The 16,891-nt window shown below is 37.1% G+C and carries 11 protein-coding genes; 6 read left to right on the top strand and 5 right to left on the bottom strand.

The window, feature by feature from the left end:
• Positions 1-165: 165 nt before the first annotated feature.
• From carB to G5B32_RS12290, 3 genes are all read right to left on the bottom strand, one after another.
• Entirely contained in the window at positions 166-2,985 is a 2,820-nt protein-coding gene (carB, locus tag G5B32_RS12280) for a carbamoyl-phosphate synthase large subunit (protein WP_165291825.1), read from the bottom strand.
• Positions 2,986-3,197: 212 nt separating this feature from the next.
• Positions 3,198-5,363 (bottom strand): S9 family peptidase, encoded by a 2,166-nt coding sequence (locus tag G5B32_RS12285; RefSeq protein WP_165291826.1) that lies wholly within the window; start codon positions 5,361-5,363, stop codon positions 3,198-3,200.
• 78 nt (positions 5,364-5,441) lie between these two features.
• The gene (locus tag G5B32_RS12290; protein WP_165291827.1) at positions 5,442-6,188 is read right to left on the bottom strand and encodes a DUF1080 domain-containing protein; all 747 of its coding nucleotides are present in this window, start codon (positions 6,186-6,188) and stop codon (positions 5,442-5,444) included.
• A 60-nt stretch (positions 6,189-6,248) separates the two neighbouring features.
• Between G5B32_RS12290 and folB the strand changes: the two genes are divergently transcribed.
• A complete protein-coding gene (gene folB, locus G5B32_RS12295; protein ID WP_165291828.1) occupies positions 6,249-6,611 on the top strand; it encodes a dihydroneopterin aldolase in 363 nt (120 codons plus the stop codon).
• 211 nt (positions 6,612-6,822) lie between these two features.
• Positions 6,823-7,266 carry an Hsp20/alpha crystallin family protein gene (locus tag G5B32_RS12300; protein ID WP_165291829.1) on the top strand — a complete coding sequence of 148 codons (444 nt, stop codon included), beginning with the start codon at positions 6,823-6,825 and terminating at the stop codon, positions 7,264-7,266.
• A gap of 59 nt (positions 7,267-7,325) precedes the next feature.
• On the opposite strand, the gene G5B32_RS12305 is transcribed toward G5B32_RS12300, so the two are convergent.
• Entirely contained in the window at positions 7,326-9,509 is a 2,184-nt protein-coding gene (locus tag G5B32_RS12305; protein ID WP_165291830.1) for a DUF4954 family protein, read from the bottom strand.
• 3 nt (positions 9,510-9,512) lie between these two features.
• Entirely contained in the window at positions 9,513-11,354 is a 1,842-nt protein-coding gene (glmS, locus tag G5B32_RS12310) for a glutamine--fructose-6-phosphate transaminase (isomerizing) (RefSeq protein ID WP_165291831.1), read from the bottom strand.
• 236 nt (positions 11,355-11,590) lie between these two features.
• Here glmS and G5B32_RS12315 point away from each other — a divergent pair, with 236 nt between their 5' ends.
• The 4 genes from G5B32_RS12315 to G5B32_RS12330 are packed head-to-tail and all read left to right on the top strand — an operon-like array spanning position 11,591 to position 16,601.
• Complete coding sequence (locus G5B32_RS12315; RefSeq protein ID WP_165291832.1) at positions 11,591-12,577, top strand: DNA topoisomerase IB; 987 nt, start codon at positions 11,591-11,593, stop codon at positions 12,575-12,577.
• An 11-nt stretch (positions 12,578-12,588) separates the two neighbouring features.
• Complete coding sequence (locus G5B32_RS12320; protein WP_165291833.1) at positions 12,589-13,371, top strand: Ku protein; 783 nt, start codon at positions 12,589-12,591, stop codon at positions 13,369-13,371.
• A gap of 14 nt (positions 13,372-13,385) precedes the next feature.
• A complete protein-coding gene (gene ligD / locus G5B32_RS12325) occupies positions 13,386-15,941 on the top strand; it encodes a DNA ligase D (protein WP_165291834.1) in 2,556 nt (851 codons plus the stop codon).
• 9 nt (positions 15,942-15,950) lie between these two features.
• Positions 15,951-16,601: a DUF421 domain-containing protein gene (locus G5B32_RS12330; RefSeq protein ID WP_165291835.1), complete on the top strand. Its 651-nt coding sequence runs from the start codon at positions 15,951-15,953 to the stop codon at positions 16,599-16,601.
• The last annotated feature ends 290 nt before the right edge of the window (positions 16,602-16,891 follow it).

Raw genomic sequence — 16,891 nt, forward strand, 5'->3', positions numbered from 1 at the left:
ATAATTACATTGTAATAGAGTATAACAATTAGACCATTGATTAGTGCTTTTAGAGTAATTTATAAAGATAACAAATTGACTAATATCTTTTTAATAACTCTTTAAACAAAAACTCCCTAACAATTGCTTGCGAGGGAGTTCCTTTTTATAATATTTCTTGTATGCTTATTGTGCGTTCAAGAACATTGATTTTTTAGATACTAATTCTCTAAAGTAAGGGTCTTGAAGATCTTTGATAAAGCGGATTGCTTCACCAGTAGATTTCATTTCAGGACCTAATTGTTTGTCTACTTCAGGGAATTTAGAGAATGAGAATACCGGTTCTTTGATAGCCCATCCTGTTAATTTGCGCTCGATAGTGAAATCTTTCAATTTGTTAGCACCTAACATTACTTTTGTAGCGATATTGATGTAAGGAACATCGTATGCTTTAGCGATGAAAGGAACTGTACGAGATGCACGAGGGTTAGCCTCGATTACGTATACGTTTTCACCTTTGATAGCAAACTGAATATTTAATAATCCTCTTACATTTAAAGCTTTCGCTAATTTGATAGAGTATTCTTCCATTTTGTCTTGTACGGCTTGAGACAAGCTGAATGGAGGCAATACTGCTGAAGAGTCACCCGAGTGGATACCTGCAGGCTCAATGTGCTCCATCATACCGATGATGTGAACATCTTCACCGTCACAGATTGAATCTGATTCAGCTTCTTCGGCTCTATCTAAGAAGTGGTCAATCAAGATATGGTTACCTGGAAGGTTTTTAAGCAAGTTCACCACTGCTTTTTCCAAGTCTTCATCGTTGATCACGATGCTCATACCTTGACCACCCAAAACGTATGAAGGACGTACCAACACTGGGTAACCTACTTCATTCGCCACTTGAATAGCTTCTTCTGCTGAAGTCGCTACGCCATATTTTGGATAAGGAATATCTAAATCTTTCAATAAGTCAGAGAAACGACCACGGTCTTCTGCTAAGTCCATGTTTTCGAAAGATGTACCGATGATTTTCACACCTAATTTCTCTAGACGATCAGCCATTTTTAATGCTGTCTGACCACCTAATTGAACGATAACACCTTCAGGTTTCTCTAATTCGATGATCTCACGTACGTGCTCCCAGAATACAGGCTCGAAGTATAATTTATCAGCCATGTTGAAGTCTGTAGAAACTGTCTCAGGGTTACAGTTAACCATGATCGCTTCGTAACCACATTCTTTAGCTGCTAATAAACCGTGTACACAAGAGTAATCGAATTCGATACCTTGACCGATACGGTTAGGACCAGAACCTAATACAATGATTTTCTTTTTATCTGATACGATAGACTCGTTTTCAGTTTCGAAAGTAGAGTAGTAGTAAGGAGTTTGTGCTTGGAACTCAGCAGCACATGTGTCCACCATTTTGTACACACGGTTGATGCCTAATTCTTTACGACGATCGTAAACTTCATCCTCAGTGACGTTACCTAATAACCAAGCGATTTGTTGATCCGAATATCCTTTTTGTTTCAATGTCATGAAGAAATCGCGAGGAATATTCGATAATTGGTAACGACGTAATTCAGTTTCTAATTGAACCAATTCTTGGATCTGAACTAAGAACCATTTGTCGATTAAAGTTGCTTTACGGATAGATTCCAAAGGAACACCTAATTCGAAAGCATCTTTGATATGGAAAAGACGGTCAGAGCTTGGATGCTCTAAACTGTGCATAATCTCTTCTAAGTTGCGTAATTGACGACCATCAGCACCTAGACCCGCACGGCCAGTTTCTAATGATTGCGCCGCTTTTTGCAATGCTTCGATGAATGTACGGCCGATTGCCATTACTTCACCTACAGCCTTCATCTGAAGACCTAATTCTTTGTTGGCACCTTTGAATTTATCAAAGTTGAAACGAGGAACTTTTACGATAACGTAGTCTAAAGTAGGCTCGAAGTATGCAGATGTTGTTTTAGTGATTTGGTTTTGTAACTCATCCAAGTTGTAACCGATAGCCAATTTAGCTGCGATTTTAGCAATTGGGTAACCCGTTGCTTTTGATGCTAAAGCAGAAGAACGCGATACACGAGGGTTGATTTCGATAGCAATGATTTCTTCGTTTTCTGGATTTACAGAGAATTGAACGTTACAACCACCTGCGAAGTTACCGATAGAACGCATCATCTTGATAGCTTGATTACGCATATCTTGGTAACACTTATCCGATAAAGTCATACCTGGAGCTACTGTGATGGAGTCACCTGTATGAATACCCATTGGGTCAAAGTTCTCGATCGTACAGATAATGATTACGTTATCATTTTTATCACGTAACAATTCCAACTCAAACTCTTTCCAACCCAAAACAGCTTGCTCTACCAATACCTCATGTGTAGGAGATGCGTGTAAACCTCTATTTAAAGCAGCATCGAATTCTTCTTTCTTGTGTACGAAACCACCACCAGTACCTGCTAATGTGTACGAAGGACGAATTACCAATGGATATCCGATTTCTTGTGCAGCTTCTTTACCTTCTAAGAATGAGTTAGCAATTTTTGATTTAGCTACACCCACACCGATATCTACCATTAATTGACGGAATTCTTCACGGTTTTCAGTCTTTTCGATAGCGGCAACATCAACACCGATTACTTGAACGTTGTATTTTTCCCAAAGTCCGCGATTGGAAGCTTCAATACATAAGTTCAACGCAGTTTGACCACCCATTGTAGGCAATACCGCGTCAATTTTTTGTTCTTGAAGAATTTGCTCAATACTTTCGCATGTAAGTGGTAATAAATAAACATGGTCTGCAACAACTGGGTCAGTCATAATAGTTGCAGGGTTTGAGTTGATTATCGAAACTTCGATACCTTCTTCTTTCAAAGATAGGGCAGCTTGAGATCCAGAGTAATCAAATTCACACGCTTGTCCGATAACAATAGGACCAGAACCTATGATTAAAACGGAGTTAATGGAGGTGTTTCTTGGCATTATTTATTAAATCAAAAAGTTTAAATATACTATTTGTTGCTGTTTGCAAAGCGGAAGAAATGCCTTTATAGAGAAGTGTATTCCGACTGCTTTGTCGGAGTGCAAAGTTATATATTTATTTTTTAAAATCATGAATAAATTAGGATTATTTATTGTCAAAACAATGTCCTTAAATGAAGAAACCTTACAAATTTTGTAAGGTTTCTGAATTCTTATTTCTTTAAATGCAAATCAAAGTATTTTGCAATCTTATCATACATATGCACTCGGTCTTTTCCGCGTACATTATGTTCGTGCGATGGATATAAGAAATAATCCACTTGAATGCCTTTTTTGATACATTGTTCAATGAAATCCATGCTATGCTGTTGCACAACGACAGGATCTTGAGCACCATGAATAACCAATAGATTTCCTTTCAGTCTATCCACTTTGTCCAATAGAGAAGTCTTTTTGTAACCCTCTGGATTTTCTTGAGGCGTATCCATATAACGTTCGCCGTACATGACTTCGTAATATTTCCAATCGATAACTGGACCACCTGCGACAGCAGCTTTGAATGTAGCATTGTGTTTGGTCATCAATGATGTAGTCATATATCCACCATAACTCCAGCCAAAGATTCCCATATTTTCCTTATCTACATACGGTAAAGATTTCAGGTAGTCAAAACCTACGAGCTGGTCCGCCATTTCGGCTTCACCCAAATTTCTATGTGTTACTCTGGTAAAGTCGCGTCCTCTTGCATCTGACCCACGATTGTCTAAAGTAAAGACCAAATAACCATTTTGAGCCATGTACAAATCAAAATAGCCTACACCGCCCAACCATCTGTCGGTAACTAATTGCGCATGCGATCCACCGTATAGATATACCATTACAGGGTATTTTTGTGTTGGATCAAAATTAGCAGGGTAGGTGATACGTGCATTCAAAGGCGTTTTTCCGTCAGGTGACAAAAATTCTTTGAACTCTATCTTCGGTAAATTAATCTGTCCTGCAAATGGGTTCTCTGCTTCGAAAATGGATTTGCTTTGACTATTTTTAGTTTCAAGCACCTGAATTTTATTAGGAGTAGTCAAATTACTGTATTGGTCCAACACATATTTTCCGGTTGGACTTACAGTTGCGTTATGCACCCCGTTTGTTTTGGTCAATTGTGTAGTTTTACCAGATTTAATTTCTACTTCATAGAGGTGACGTTCTAATCCTTTGTTGGTCGCACCTACATAATATGCTTTTGTACCTGCTACATTAAATCCTTTGAAATCTTCTACTATTACTTCTTGATAACCCAAATGTTTTATCAATTTACCATCTGTATTGTATAAGTACAATTGATTGAAACCATCCTTGTCTGTTTGGTAAAGGAATTGGTTTTTGGCATTTGGCAAAAAGATTAATTCGTGTTGCGGTTCTACCCAAGTTGAGGATTTTTCTTCAAAAAGAGTTTTTACAAAATCACCAGTTTTGGCGTTGTACTGGTTTAATTTGAGATGATCTTGACCACGGTTCAATACACCTACATATACAAATTCATTATTTGGATCCCAGGTAACTGAAGTTAGATACTGTTCTTTCGGCTCACCCGTTTTTAAAGTAGTGTAGGATTGAGTTTCTGTATTGAAAACGACTAAAGTCACTTCTTCGGATTTCATGCCCGCCATTGGGTAGCGGATGTAATTGACAGTAGCCACACGCGCATCCCATTGCGGTAAAGGATATTTAGTTACCATCGTTTCATCCTTTCGGTAATACAACAACTGCTTTCCGTTTGGAGACCACCACATGCCTTTATGAATACCAAATTCCTGACGATGTGTATAATCGCTGCCGTTTACAATGCCATCCATCGTGTCCTTAGTAACTTGAATTTTTTGTCCTTCAGCGGTTAATATTTCAATATTACTACCTACTAAATAAGCTGTATGGGTGTTTAATTCAGCGTTTGTTAATCCATTAGGAATTGACTTAGTTACCATAGCAGATTTAGTTTTTGTATTGTAGGTAATATCAAAAAGTGTCTTTTCCGTAGGTAACTGAAATTTGATATGGTCTGTATCTACCCATTTGTATGAAGAGGGAAATCCTCTCAAAGTGAATTTTTCTGTTGTGATTACTTTATTTAAAGCAGCTTTTAGGTCATCTGCGTTCGCAATAACCTTTTCCGACCAATTTTCTTTAGCACTTCTGGCAATAAGTTGTTGGTAGCTTTGGTCAAGGTGCGTGAAAACATCCATATTTTTAGCCCATTGAATACCATAAATAGTCTTTGGTGCAAATTTACTTGGTCCAAAAACTGTTTCATCAATAGTAAAATTGCGCTGCGCATATGCGGTGGAGCTACTTAAAAGAAAAAGTAATAAGAGTTTTTTCATGTTTTAGAAAATGTTTCACTGCGAAAATATAGAATTCTACACACTTTGCGGTTTAATTACACTATTGTTTAATTTATTTTACAAAGGTCGAATCCAAATATTTCTAAAACTCACTAAATCACCGTGGTCTTGCAGAATAAGTGGGCCAGCGCCATGAGGAATAACCTGAGGCATTCCAATATATTCTGTTGTTCCTTCGATTTGTGTATTATATTGCACCACTACACCATTATGAAGTACGGTCACAGTACCTTTCTTGATTAAAATATTGTCCTTGTTAAAACGTGGAGCAGTGTATAGAATGTCGTACGTATGCCACTCACCAGCTGGTTTTACAGCGGATACTAGGGGTTGTCTTTGCTTATAAATTGAACCAGCTTGTCCATTGACATAAGTTGGATTGTTGTCATTGTCCAAAACCTGCAATTCATATTTTCCTTGTAAAAATATACCACTATTTCCGCGACCTTGTCCTTGTCCTTTTATTATATCTGGACTTTTCCATTCGATATGTAATTGAAAATCTTCAAATTCTTGTTTGGTTTGAATATCTCCGCTACCGGGTTTTACGGTTAATATACCATCTTTAATGGTCCATGGAGCATCGGTATTTGAATTCTTAGTGCTAACCCATTGTTTCAAATCCGTGCCATCAAATAGCACAATAGCATCGCTGGGTGCTTTGTTTGGCGTAGTATGTACTACTTTGGATTTAGGTTCATAAAATTCCGTGTCCTGAGGTTGAAATTTTGTTTGAGCAGAAAGAAATGGCGTGCAGGCCAAATTGAAAAGAATAAATAAAGTAAGTTTAGAATGATGTTTCATAAGTTTTAAGTTTATGTAATAAATATAAGGAAAAACCCCAAAATTGCTTATTTTTAGATTATGATTACACAAAAAGTAGCCCTGAAGGATGTGCGTTTTTATTCGCCTATTGGGTTTTATGAGGAGGAGCAGGTTTTAGGAAATGAGTTTTACATAAATTTGGAAGTATTATTTCCTTTCGAAAATTCGGATGCCGAGGATTTAAAGAATACAATTAATTATGAAGAGCTATATCAAATTCTGTTGGATGTAATGCGACCAAAACGTAAGTTATTGGAATCCGCTTTAGAGGATATTTTGGATATTGTTCTAAAAAAATATGCTTTTGCTCAAGAAGTAAATGTTTCTATTCGCAAAGTTAACCCTCCTTTTGGCGGAGATTTAGCCAATTCTGAAGTTTCGTTGGCTTACAAGAGAGATTAATCAAACATTACATACATTTTCAAAATGCCTTTTATGCTGTAAAAGGCATTTTTTATTTCTTTTAAGTGTCATTTTGTCTTCTTTAAATAATTATTTGTGACTTTTTGTCTTGAATTGTGCAATGGTACAGAAGTTGAATAATCCTTTGTGTAAATAATTATAAAAGATTAAAAATAGTATAAGCATAAAATTTAAATTGGAGGATTATACAATGGCATTACTTAAATTCCCTACTAAAGCAGTAAATACAGACGTGGTTAACCCATTCGTAAATAGTGTATTTGATAACTTATTTAACGATTCATTTATCACTGACCGTTTAGTAACTCGTATTCCAGCAGTTAATATTACGGAATTAGAAAAATCATTTGAAGTTGAATTAGCTGCTCCAGGTTTGGAAAAAGCTGATTTTAAAATCAATGTAGATAAAAATATTATTTCTATCTCGGTTGAAAAATCAGAAGAAAACATCACGGAAGAGAAATTATATAGCAAAAAAGAATTTAGCTACAACTCTTTCACAAGATCTTTCACTTTGCCTGATACCGTTGATTATAGTAATATCGACGCTTCTTACGAAAATGGTATTTTGAAAGTGAAAATCGGAAAAAAAGAAGATGCAATAATTGCAAAAAGATTAATAGAAGTAAAGTAGTTTAATATTTAGGTTTTGGTTAGTTTATGAAAATCCCCTCGCTAGAGGGGGTTTTTGTTTTATGAATTTGCAAGTATATTCAGGAAAATATTGGCTTTTTCTTTATAAGAATCTAACACTTTTTTCTCCTCTTTTATAAAAGAATTGTCTTCTAAACGGCCGATGACGACGTTCATTTCTTCTTCATTTTCGTATACCATGCTACGGAATGGATTGTCATAATCTTTTTTGCGGGATTTGTAGATTTCATCATAAATCCACTGCTGCGTAGCAATGCTTTCTTCTATCAATTTTTGTAGAAAAGTAATATCCCATTGCTCGATTGGATTTTGTGTTAATTCTGCCAAAGAAGATAGCGCATGTGCAAATTTTTCTTCTTTGTAATCTGCGCTCCATTGATGGTATTGATGATGTATTTCTTGCCAATTGCTGAATTTATCGGCTTTGATATCTTCCAATAATTGCTGAAGGTCTTCCTTTGCTACAATTTGTCCTCCTAAATTTTCAAAATCTTTTCTCTTCGAATTTTTATAGCTATGAATCTTGCTTAGAATATCATCAGCCAAGGAATTTTCCAAATCAAGATGTTCCAAAATTTGTGTAGCGGCATAATGATGTATCAGCTTTTTAAAAAGATTATAGCTTTCGCGAGCCTTTAGCAATACCACTTTGCGCTTCGAATTTTCTACATTTTCCAAATAGATATCTTGACTAATTTTAATTTGATTGTCTAATAAAATCTTTTTCCCTTCAGGTTTCGAACTCGCCCAATTTGGATAAATAGATTTGCCAACCGCTTCTTCAATGATGTCTAAAGACTCAAAAATTTCATTTATCGTATCAGGCGCCAATACATCGTATTCTAAATATTGATTTTTCATCGTGCGACGATCGCGTGCAACGAATTTTTTTGAATTTCGAATTACCGCGTACATATTGTACAAAAACCAATATCCTGGTACGATAATCAGCCTATCGTTTTGAACATCTGTACTGATTAAGGAAAAAGGAATTTTAATGTTTAATTCATACAAGAAATCACCTTTCACGATAAGTGAGTAAGAAGCAAATTTCGAGTTGTGTTTTAAACTTACGCATAGCCCAGGCCAAAAACCTCGTTTCGCAATAATTTCTCCATCGGCCGAACGGGAATTATGATTAGAGCCAATAGTTGCTCCCGCCGCCATATTGCTTTGTCCCATAACGAGTGCGGCACAAAGAAAAGAATTGTTATGGTGCTGCTCATGTGCAGGAAACAACAGGGAATTTAATACTTCGCAACATGAAATCGTGGAATTGTCACCCAAAAACGAGTTGATCAAGCGCGCGCCATACTTCAGTTGGGAAAATGATGATAAAATAAAACGTACAGCTTTGACACCATAGAAAATTCGACAGCCATAGCCCACGATTCCATTGACAATTTCACAACCTTCACCGATTTGGGTGAAAGCCGTTTCAGTGGAATGAATAGTAACGTTTTTAAGTTTATTTACGCCTTTGATATACGCATAGTCTCCTATTATTACATCGTTAATCATGTTGCTGTTTTTGATCACAACTTGATTACCGATTTCGCTATAATAACCTCCTTTTGTAGAAAAAGCCGAGGACGTTATTTCCTTAAACTTATTTTGCAGAGCTATGTCGTGACGATTACGTGTCCAAATGTACGCATCCGTGGCTTGCATTCCATCAAAAGGTAGAATAGGGCGGGCGCCATTTTCATTACACAGCTCTATCCAAATTCTTTTGTCTTCGGATTCATCTTCTTTTATTATTCCATTCCCAAACTTAGCGTTCTTACTGGTTTCCATGTCATTTATATTCAGAAGAATAACTTCATCTCCTGTAATGTAATTTGACATATAACGCACATGGTGAATAGCATTGTCGTCACCAATTTCGCAATTGATGATTTGACTATTGTATATACCTGCTGGTAATTTTAGATCCTTGTAGTCCAAATAAAATGGCGAGATATTCCCAATTCTCACATTGCCATAAAACTTAGAATTCTTTATTTGATTGGGATTAAAAGTATCAGTAACCAAAATATTCTCCCAGTTGGGAGAATAATTCTGGTTTTGGAGTAAGGTTGATACCTCGGTATCCGATAAATTACGATATAACTTATTTAGTTTTTTTTTATTGGACTCTAGATGATATTTGTTATTAAAGTTTCCCTCATTAACCCAATCATGGCCCAGTTTTTCTAATGGCAGTTTGTTTACTTTCCCCATTTCTTATTCTACTGTTACTGATTTTGCTAAATTTCTAGGTCTATCTACATCTATTTGACGTTCGATACCCACGTAATAGGAAAGTACTTGTAATGGAATAACCGCCAAAATTGGGGCAATCATTTCATGGCTAGCTGGGATTTTAATATGTTCGTCCGAAAGACTGATTGCTAATTGGTCATCTTCTGTCACCACAGAAATTAGTTTTCCCGAACGCGCTTTGATTTCCTGCATATTGCTAACGATTTTTTCATGGACTCTGTCTTTTGTTGCTACAAAAACAACAGGTAGCGTTTCGTCAACCAAAGCAATTGGTCCGTGTTTCATCTCAGCTGCTGGATAACCTTCTGCATGGATATAAGAAATTTCTTTCAGCTTCAAGGCACCTTCTAAAGCGATAGGGAAGTTATAACCTCTTCCAAGGAACAAGAAATCCGTCGCGTTCTGATATTTTTTAGCAATAACTTTAATGTCTTCAACTGTGGAATCCAGAATATATTTTACTTTATCTGGAACCTCGCTAAGTTCTTTAGACAATTGTTTTCTTAATTCTTCAGAAGCTGATTGTTTAAATTCAGCCAATTTTATAGCGAACAATAACAGTACAGTCAATTGTGCTGAAAAAGCTTTGGTACTGGCTACACCGATTTCAGGTCCAGCATGCGTGTATATTCCTGCATCTGAAACACGCGCAATTGACGAACCCACCACATTCACTATACCAAAAATTGTCGCTCCTTGCGCTTTAGCATTCTCTAAAGCCACCAAGGTGTCTGCTGTCTCACCACTTTGCGAAATAGCAATGATAATATCTTCCGGAGTAATAATTGGATTTCGGTATCGGAACTCTGAAGCGTATTCTACTTCGACATTCACACGACACAATTCCTCAATCCAGTACTCAGCCAATAATCCGGCATGCCAACTCGTACCGCATGCAACAATAATGACTCTTTTAGCGGCGATTAATTTTTCCTTGATAGTGTCTAATCCACTCAATGTAATATTTAAGCTCTCTGGATCCAATCTTCCACGTAATGAATCAAAAATTGCTTGTGGTTGTTCATGAATTTCTTTGATCATGAAATGCTCGTATCCGCCTTTTTCGATAGCTGCTAATTCCAAATCCAGCTTTTGCACATAAGGCGTGAGCGTTTCATTGCCTAGATTCTTAAGGATAAGTTGATCAGGATTGATTATAGCAAGTTCATAATCGTTGATATAAACGACCTCTTTGGTATATTCCAGCATTGGCGATGCATCAGAACCAAGAAAATGTTCTCCCTTACCAATTCCGATTACCAAAGGACTTCCTTTGCGAGCAGCAAATAAGGTATCAGGATGTTCTTTTGAAAGGATAAGAATCACATAAGCACCAGTAACTCTTTTTAAGGCAATACGTATAGCTTCTTCCAGTGAACAATTATTGTTGATATAAATATCTTCAATGAAGTTCAATAAGACTTCCGAATCTGTTTCACTATTGAAATGGTAGCCTTTTTGTAATAATTCTTCCTTAAGAGAAGCATAGTTTTCAATGATACCATTGTGAACTAAAGCAAGATTGCCAGAATTTGAATAATGAGGATGCGCATTTGCATCTGAAGGAACTCCGTGAGTGGCCCATCTAGTGTGCCCAATTCCCAAAGTCGAGTGTGTATTTTGAGTTCTGAAAGCTTCTTCTAAAGCTGCTACTTTTCCAGTTTTTTTTACGATTTGAAGTTCGTTAGTCTTGTGAAGTGCAATTCCGGCACTATCATATCCACGATATTCTAGTTTTTTTAAACCTCCAATAAGATATGGATATGCTTGATTGTGCCCTACATAGCCAACAATTCCGCACATATTTTTTTAGTTAAGTCTTAGTTAATAGGTAAAGCAAATATATGCAAACGCAACCGATTGTTTAAGGTGTTTTTCCCGTTTTTAATTAATAAAATTTTTATTAAGATTTTAAATTTATTGAAAAATACTCAATGAAGGTTCTTGACTACAATCTGAATTATTTACCTCCCTTCTTCAGAACTTTTTGGAGTTTCAATAGTTATACCCAAGTAGACTTAAATATTTACATCATATCAATGAAATATTTTCGAAAAAGAATCGGTAAAGGCTTTTCTTATACAGATGAGGAAGGGAATAAGATAACGGATGAAAAACTTCTTTCGTTCTTCCAGTCCTTGGTAATTCCCCCAGCATGGACTAAGGTAGAAATCAATGCTTCGCCTCGTGCTAAAGTAAGAGCTACAGGATTTGATGCCAAAGGCCGAAAACAATATATCTACAATAGCAATTTTAGGCTTCGACAGGAACAAAAGAAGTTTGACCGTATCCTACAATTTGCAAATCAATTGCCTCATATGCGTGCGGTGACGGGTCAGCATCTTCGTAAGCGCAAATTAGATCGCAATAAGGTATTGGCTTGTATGGTGAGGTTGTTGGATGTTGCTTTTTTTAGACCGGGTAGCGATGTGTATGCCAAGCAAAATAAAAGTTATGGACTGACGACTTTACGATCCAAGCATCTGAAAATCGAAGCGGATAAACTTTATTTTAATTATATAGGTAAGGCTGCACAAAAGCAGGAAAAATTAATTGTTGACGCGCAATTGGCAAAAATTGTTCGAGATATTGACGATTTACCTGGGTATGAGATTTTCAAATTTATTGATGAAGAGGGACAGATTCAGGATGTTAAAAGCCAGCATCTCAATGAATATATCCGAGAGGTGATGGGACCTGAATTTTCAGCTAAAGACTTTCGGACTTGGGCAGGCACAGTGATTGCAGCTATGAGTTTAGATGAATTGGGTGCTACCGAAAAAGCGGATCAACGCAAACTAAGCAAAAATATTAAGCAGGCTGTAGTAGCAGTAAGTGAGCGATTGGGAAATACACCAGCCATAGCGCGTAAATCGTATATCGATCCGCGCATTATTGATAATTATACGAAGGGTAAAACTTTGTGCTACTTCAAAAAAGAAGTGGATAGATTGCTAAAGAAAAGTGAGAATCTATCCGTAGAGGAGTTGGGTGTGCTGTGTCTGCTTAAACGACGATTAAATTAATAGAAAATAGTATGAGAGCAATTTGGAATGGGGCTATAGGTTTTGGATTGGTAAATATTCCAATCAAGATATATTCGGCTACGGAGTCAAGTACGCTGGATCTGGATATGCTGGACAAGAAAGATTTACACAATATTCGTTACAAACGTGTCAATGAAGAGACAGGGAAGGAAGTGGCTTGGGAAAATATTGTGAAAGGGTATAAAATCGAGGATAAATATATTGTGTTGGAAGATGAGGATTTTGAGGCTGCTAGCCCTGAAAAGTCGAAAATTATTTCCATCACCCAATTTGTGAAAGAAGCTGATATTGATTCCGCATTATTCGAAACACCTTATTTTTTGGAGCCTCAAAAAAATGGTGAAGCTGCTTATAATTTATTGCTAAGAGCTTTATTAAAAACCAAAATGGGAGGCATAGGTTCTTTCGTGATGCGGGAACGGGAAATTTTGGCCTTAATTCGTCCATATGACGATAAGATTTTAATGTTGAATCGTATGCGTTATCCGGAGGAAATGCGAAGCTATGATGATTTGAATATTCCAACGCGTAAGGCTGCTCCTAAAGCAGCAGAGTTGAAATTAGCTGAATCGCTAATTAAATCTTTGGCCAAACCTTTTGAGCCTAAGGATTATACGGATACCTATAATGAAAAGTTGCTGAAGATCATTAAACAAAAAGCAAAAGGTAAAAAAGTAAAAGTTTCGGCTGTAAAAGAACCAGATGCAAAAGCATCAGATTTGATGGCGATGCTGAAAGCCAGTTTGGACAAAGGAAAGAAAAACGCAGGTTAGTAAAGGAGATTAACATGGGGTTAGAGGTTTATAATCAAAAGCGAAATTTCAAGGAGACGGCGGAACCGGAAGGCAAGAAGTCTCGTAAAAGCAAAAAACTGCAGTTTGTGGTACAGCGCCATGCGGCTTCGCGTTTGCACTATGATTTTCGGTTGGAGGTAGATGGTGTGCTCAAAAGTTGGGCTGTGCCCAAAGGTCCTTCACTCAATCCCAATGACAAGCGACTAGCGATGATGGTCGAGGATCATCCCTATGCGTACCGAACTTTTGAAGGAACTATTCCAAAAGGAAATTATGGTGCGGGAGAAGTGGAAATTTGGGATAAAGGCTATTATGAACCATTAAATAAATCCAAGGGGACATCTGCAGATAAGTTAATGCAGCAGGAAATAGAAGATGGTTCGGTGAAAGTCGTACTTTATGGGGATAAATTACAGGGGGAATTTGCCTTGGTCAAAATAAAAAATGGCGATCAGGACAATGCGTGGTTGCTTATCAAACACAAAGATGAGCATGCTGTTACCAAAAAATATGATGCTGAAAAGAATATCGATCCTGACTCTAAAGTAACTGCCTATTTGGAGAGTAAAAAAAAAAGTAAGTCCAAAGGAAAAGAAAAAGTAATCTCTATATCAAGCAAACCAAGCGCTACTGCTAAAGAAAGAAAGCTTCCTGAAACTATTGTACCGATGCTATGTAAAGTGGCAGATAAACCATTTGATAGTGAGGAATGGGCTTTTGAAATAAAATGGGATGGTTATCGCGCCATTGCGGATTTACGCGGTGACAAAGTCAAATTATATTCCCGCAACGGCTTAGACTTTGCGCGTAAATTTCCCAAAATAGCCAATGCCCTAAAACTACAATCTTACGAGATGGTTTTAGATGGTGAGGTGGTCGCTTATGATTCGCAAGGAAAGCCCAGTTTTCAGCGTATTCAGCATCTTGAAGAAGACGATCAAAAGGCTGTTATTTATCAGGTTTTTGATTTACTCTGGCTCAATGGACATTCTACGCAAGAGCTGACTTATTTGCAACGCAAAGAATTGTTAAGCGAAGCTTTGGTTGCCAATGAGGTCGTGCAATACCATGATTTTGTATTAGAAAATGGTAAAGCTTTCTTTAAAGAAGCCAAAAATCTAGGTTTAGAAGGAATTATTGCCAAAAAGGTGGATTCTTACTACGCTCCGAATGTCCGAAGTTCGGAATGGTTGAAAATTAAAGTACAGCAAACCGAAGAAGCACTAATTTGTGGCTTCACCGAAGCGAAAGGTTCGCGAAGTAAGTTTGGATCGTTAATCTTGGGGAAATATTTAGATAATGAACTTGTGTTTTGTGGACATGTTGGAACGGGTTTCACCGAAAAGAAATTAAAAGATTTGCACAGTCTTATGCTGCCTTTAGTTCGTAAAACGTCGCCTTTTAAAAAGGTTCCAAAAACCAACGGAAAAACGACTTGGATAAAGCCCGAACTTATTGCTGAAATAAAATTTACGGAACTCACCCGAGACTTGGTATATAGACATCCGGTATTCTTACATCTAAGAGAGGATAAAGGTGTGGAGGAAATCTATTTTTCACCTGAAGACAAAAAGGAAGCCGCTAAAAATACATCACCTATGCATACAGCAACAGCTACATCTTCGATTGGCAAAAAGGATTTGACTAAAACTATCGGCGGTCAAAAGCTCAAATTGACCAATCAGGATAAAATTTACTTTCCAGAACTGGAAATCACCAAAGGTATGGTCATTGACTATTACCAAAGTATGGCTAAATATATACTGCCTCATCTAAAAGATCGTCCACAATCTTTAAATCGCTTTCCGAATGGGATTAATGGCATGAGTTTTTATCAAAAAGATGCGGCTGAAGAGACGCCGAGTTGGATACCCACACAAGAAGTCTTTTCAGAAAGTACGGATAAGTATATTGATTACATTGTCTGCAACGATAAGGCTGCTTTGGCTTACCTCAATAATCTAGGCTGCATAGAAATGAATCCTTGGATAAGTAAAATATCCAATATGGATAAGCCCTCTTATCTCGTACTGGATTTAGATCCTTCGGATAATAATACGTTTGATGACGTGATAGAAACGGCACAGGCTGTAAAATATATTTTGGATCAAGGTAAAATCGAAGGATATCCAAAGACCTCAGGCAGTACGGGAATGCATATTTACATTCCGATGAATGGAAAGTATACGTATGATCAGGTTAAAGATTTTGGGCATGTATTGATGCAGATGGTGCAAATAAAATTACCTAAACTGACCACACTGGAAAGAAGTTTGCAAAAGCGGGATAAAAACAAAATATACCTCGATTATTTACAGAATCGCCGTGGCCAAACCTTGGCTAGTGTATATAGCCTTCGTCCGAAAAAGGATGCTACAGTTTCGATGCCTTTGGCTTGGGAAGAAGTAAAGCTGGGTATGAGACCCGCTGATTTTAATCTCTTCAATGCGTTGGAACGGGTTGAAGAAAAAGGAGATTTATTTAAGCCTGTTTTGGGAAAAGGAGTCGATATTTTGAAAGCGATTAAACTGCTGGAATATTCCGAATAAAATGTGATTATGGAACCGAAGTTTTTATTGGAAATTTTGTACCGCACTGGTATTATGTTTCTGGTTATTTTGCTGGTGCTTCGCTTATCCGGAAGGCGAGGGGTTCGGCAATTAACTTTATTTGAAGTCGCTATTATTTTGGGAATGGGTTCAGCTGCAGGTGACCCCATGTTTCAGGAAGAGGTTCCGCTATTGTACGGTATCACTGTATTATTTACCATAGTCCTACTTTATAAAGGGATAACTTGGATTAGTTCGCATTGGAAATTTCTGCACGAACTATTGGAAGGTAAATCCATGGTTATTGTTAAGGATGGGGAGTTTGATATCAAGCATGAAACCGATGCGGACTTTTCCCAAATGGAATTTTTCGCTGAACTACGTAATCAATCCGTCGAACATTTAGGACAAGTTCGTTACGCCTTATTAGAAACCGATGCTACCTTAAGTATTCTGTACTATTCGGATTATGAAGTAAAATATGGTCTGCCTTTATTTCCGGATAAATATAAAGCCATCAAAGCTTTACCTGTGGACCAACCCTGCGCTTGCATGTTTTGTGGTAGAGTAGAAGAAGAGCTTGCCTCTGTTGATTCGGTATGTCCCCGCTGTCACCACAAAGAATGGGCTTTAGCGCTGAATACAAAACGAATCTCCTAGATTTAAAAATTCTTATATACTGACCTATTTAGCCCTTCATCTCGACGAAAGGGGAGATGTCTAGGTTATATACATTTTAAGAGTACAATTTTTAGATTTCTCTCTTCGCTGCGCTACGTTCGAAATGAACTGTGTTTAAATCCAAATAAAAATTTAAAATTCACTAAAATAATATTCTGTATATTTTAGCCATAGCCAAATTGAGCTTTATAAGGTTCACCTGATTTAGCTATTGCAAATACTTGTTTAATAAGCTTATTTACCGCCGCTATTAGAGCTACGCGATAAGG

Origin of the sequence: Sphingobacterium sp. SGL-16, assembly GCF_011043515.1 — a bacterium.
GTDB classification, from domain to species: Bacteria; Bacteroidota; Bacteroidia; order Sphingobacteriales; family Sphingobacteriaceae; genus Sphingobacterium; species Sphingobacterium litopenaei.

Excerpts from the sequence above, each read along its gene's own strand:
- G5B32_RS12300 (WP_165291829.1), top strand. The coding sequence starts at position 6,823 with ATGGCATTACTTAAATTCCCTACTAAAGCAGTAAATACAGACGTGGTT.
- glmS (WP_165291831.1), bottom strand. The coding sequence starts at position 11,354 with ATGTGCGGAATTGTTGGCTATGTAGGGCACAATCAAGCATATCCATAT.
- G5B32_RS12290 (WP_165291827.1), bottom strand. The coding sequence starts at position 6,188 with ATGAAACATCATTCTAAACTTACTTTATTTATTCTTTTCAATTTGGCC.
- G5B32_RS12320 (WP_165291833.1), top strand. The coding sequence starts at position 12,589 with ATGAGAGCAATTTGGAATGGGGCTATAGGTTTTGGATTGGTAAATATT.
- G5B32_RS12285 (WP_165291826.1), bottom strand. The coding sequence starts at position 5,363 with ATGAAAAAACTCTTATTACTTTTTCTTTTAAGTAGCTCCACCGCATAT.
- G5B32_RS12305 (WP_165291830.1), bottom strand. The coding sequence starts at position 9,509 with ATGGGGAAAGTAAACAAACTGCCATTAGAAAAACTGGGCCATGATTGG.
- ligD (WP_165291834.1), top strand. The coding sequence starts at position 13,386 with ATGGGGTTAGAGGTTTATAATCAAAAGCGAAATTTCAAGGAGACGGCG.
- G5B32_RS12330 (WP_165291835.1), top strand. The coding sequence starts at position 15,951 with ATGGAACCGAAGTTTTTATTGGAAATTTTGTACCGCACTGGTATTATG.
- G5B32_RS12315 (WP_165291832.1), top strand. The coding sequence starts at position 11,591 with ATGAAATATTTTCGAAAAAGAATCGGTAAAGGCTTTTCTTATACAGAT.
- folB (WP_165291828.1), top strand. The coding sequence starts at position 6,249 with ATGATTACACAAAAAGTAGCCCTGAAGGATGTGCGTTTTTATTCGCCT.
- carB (WP_165291825.1), bottom strand. The coding sequence starts at position 2,985 with ATGCCAAGAAACACCTCCATTAACTCCGTTTTAATCATAGGTTCTGGT.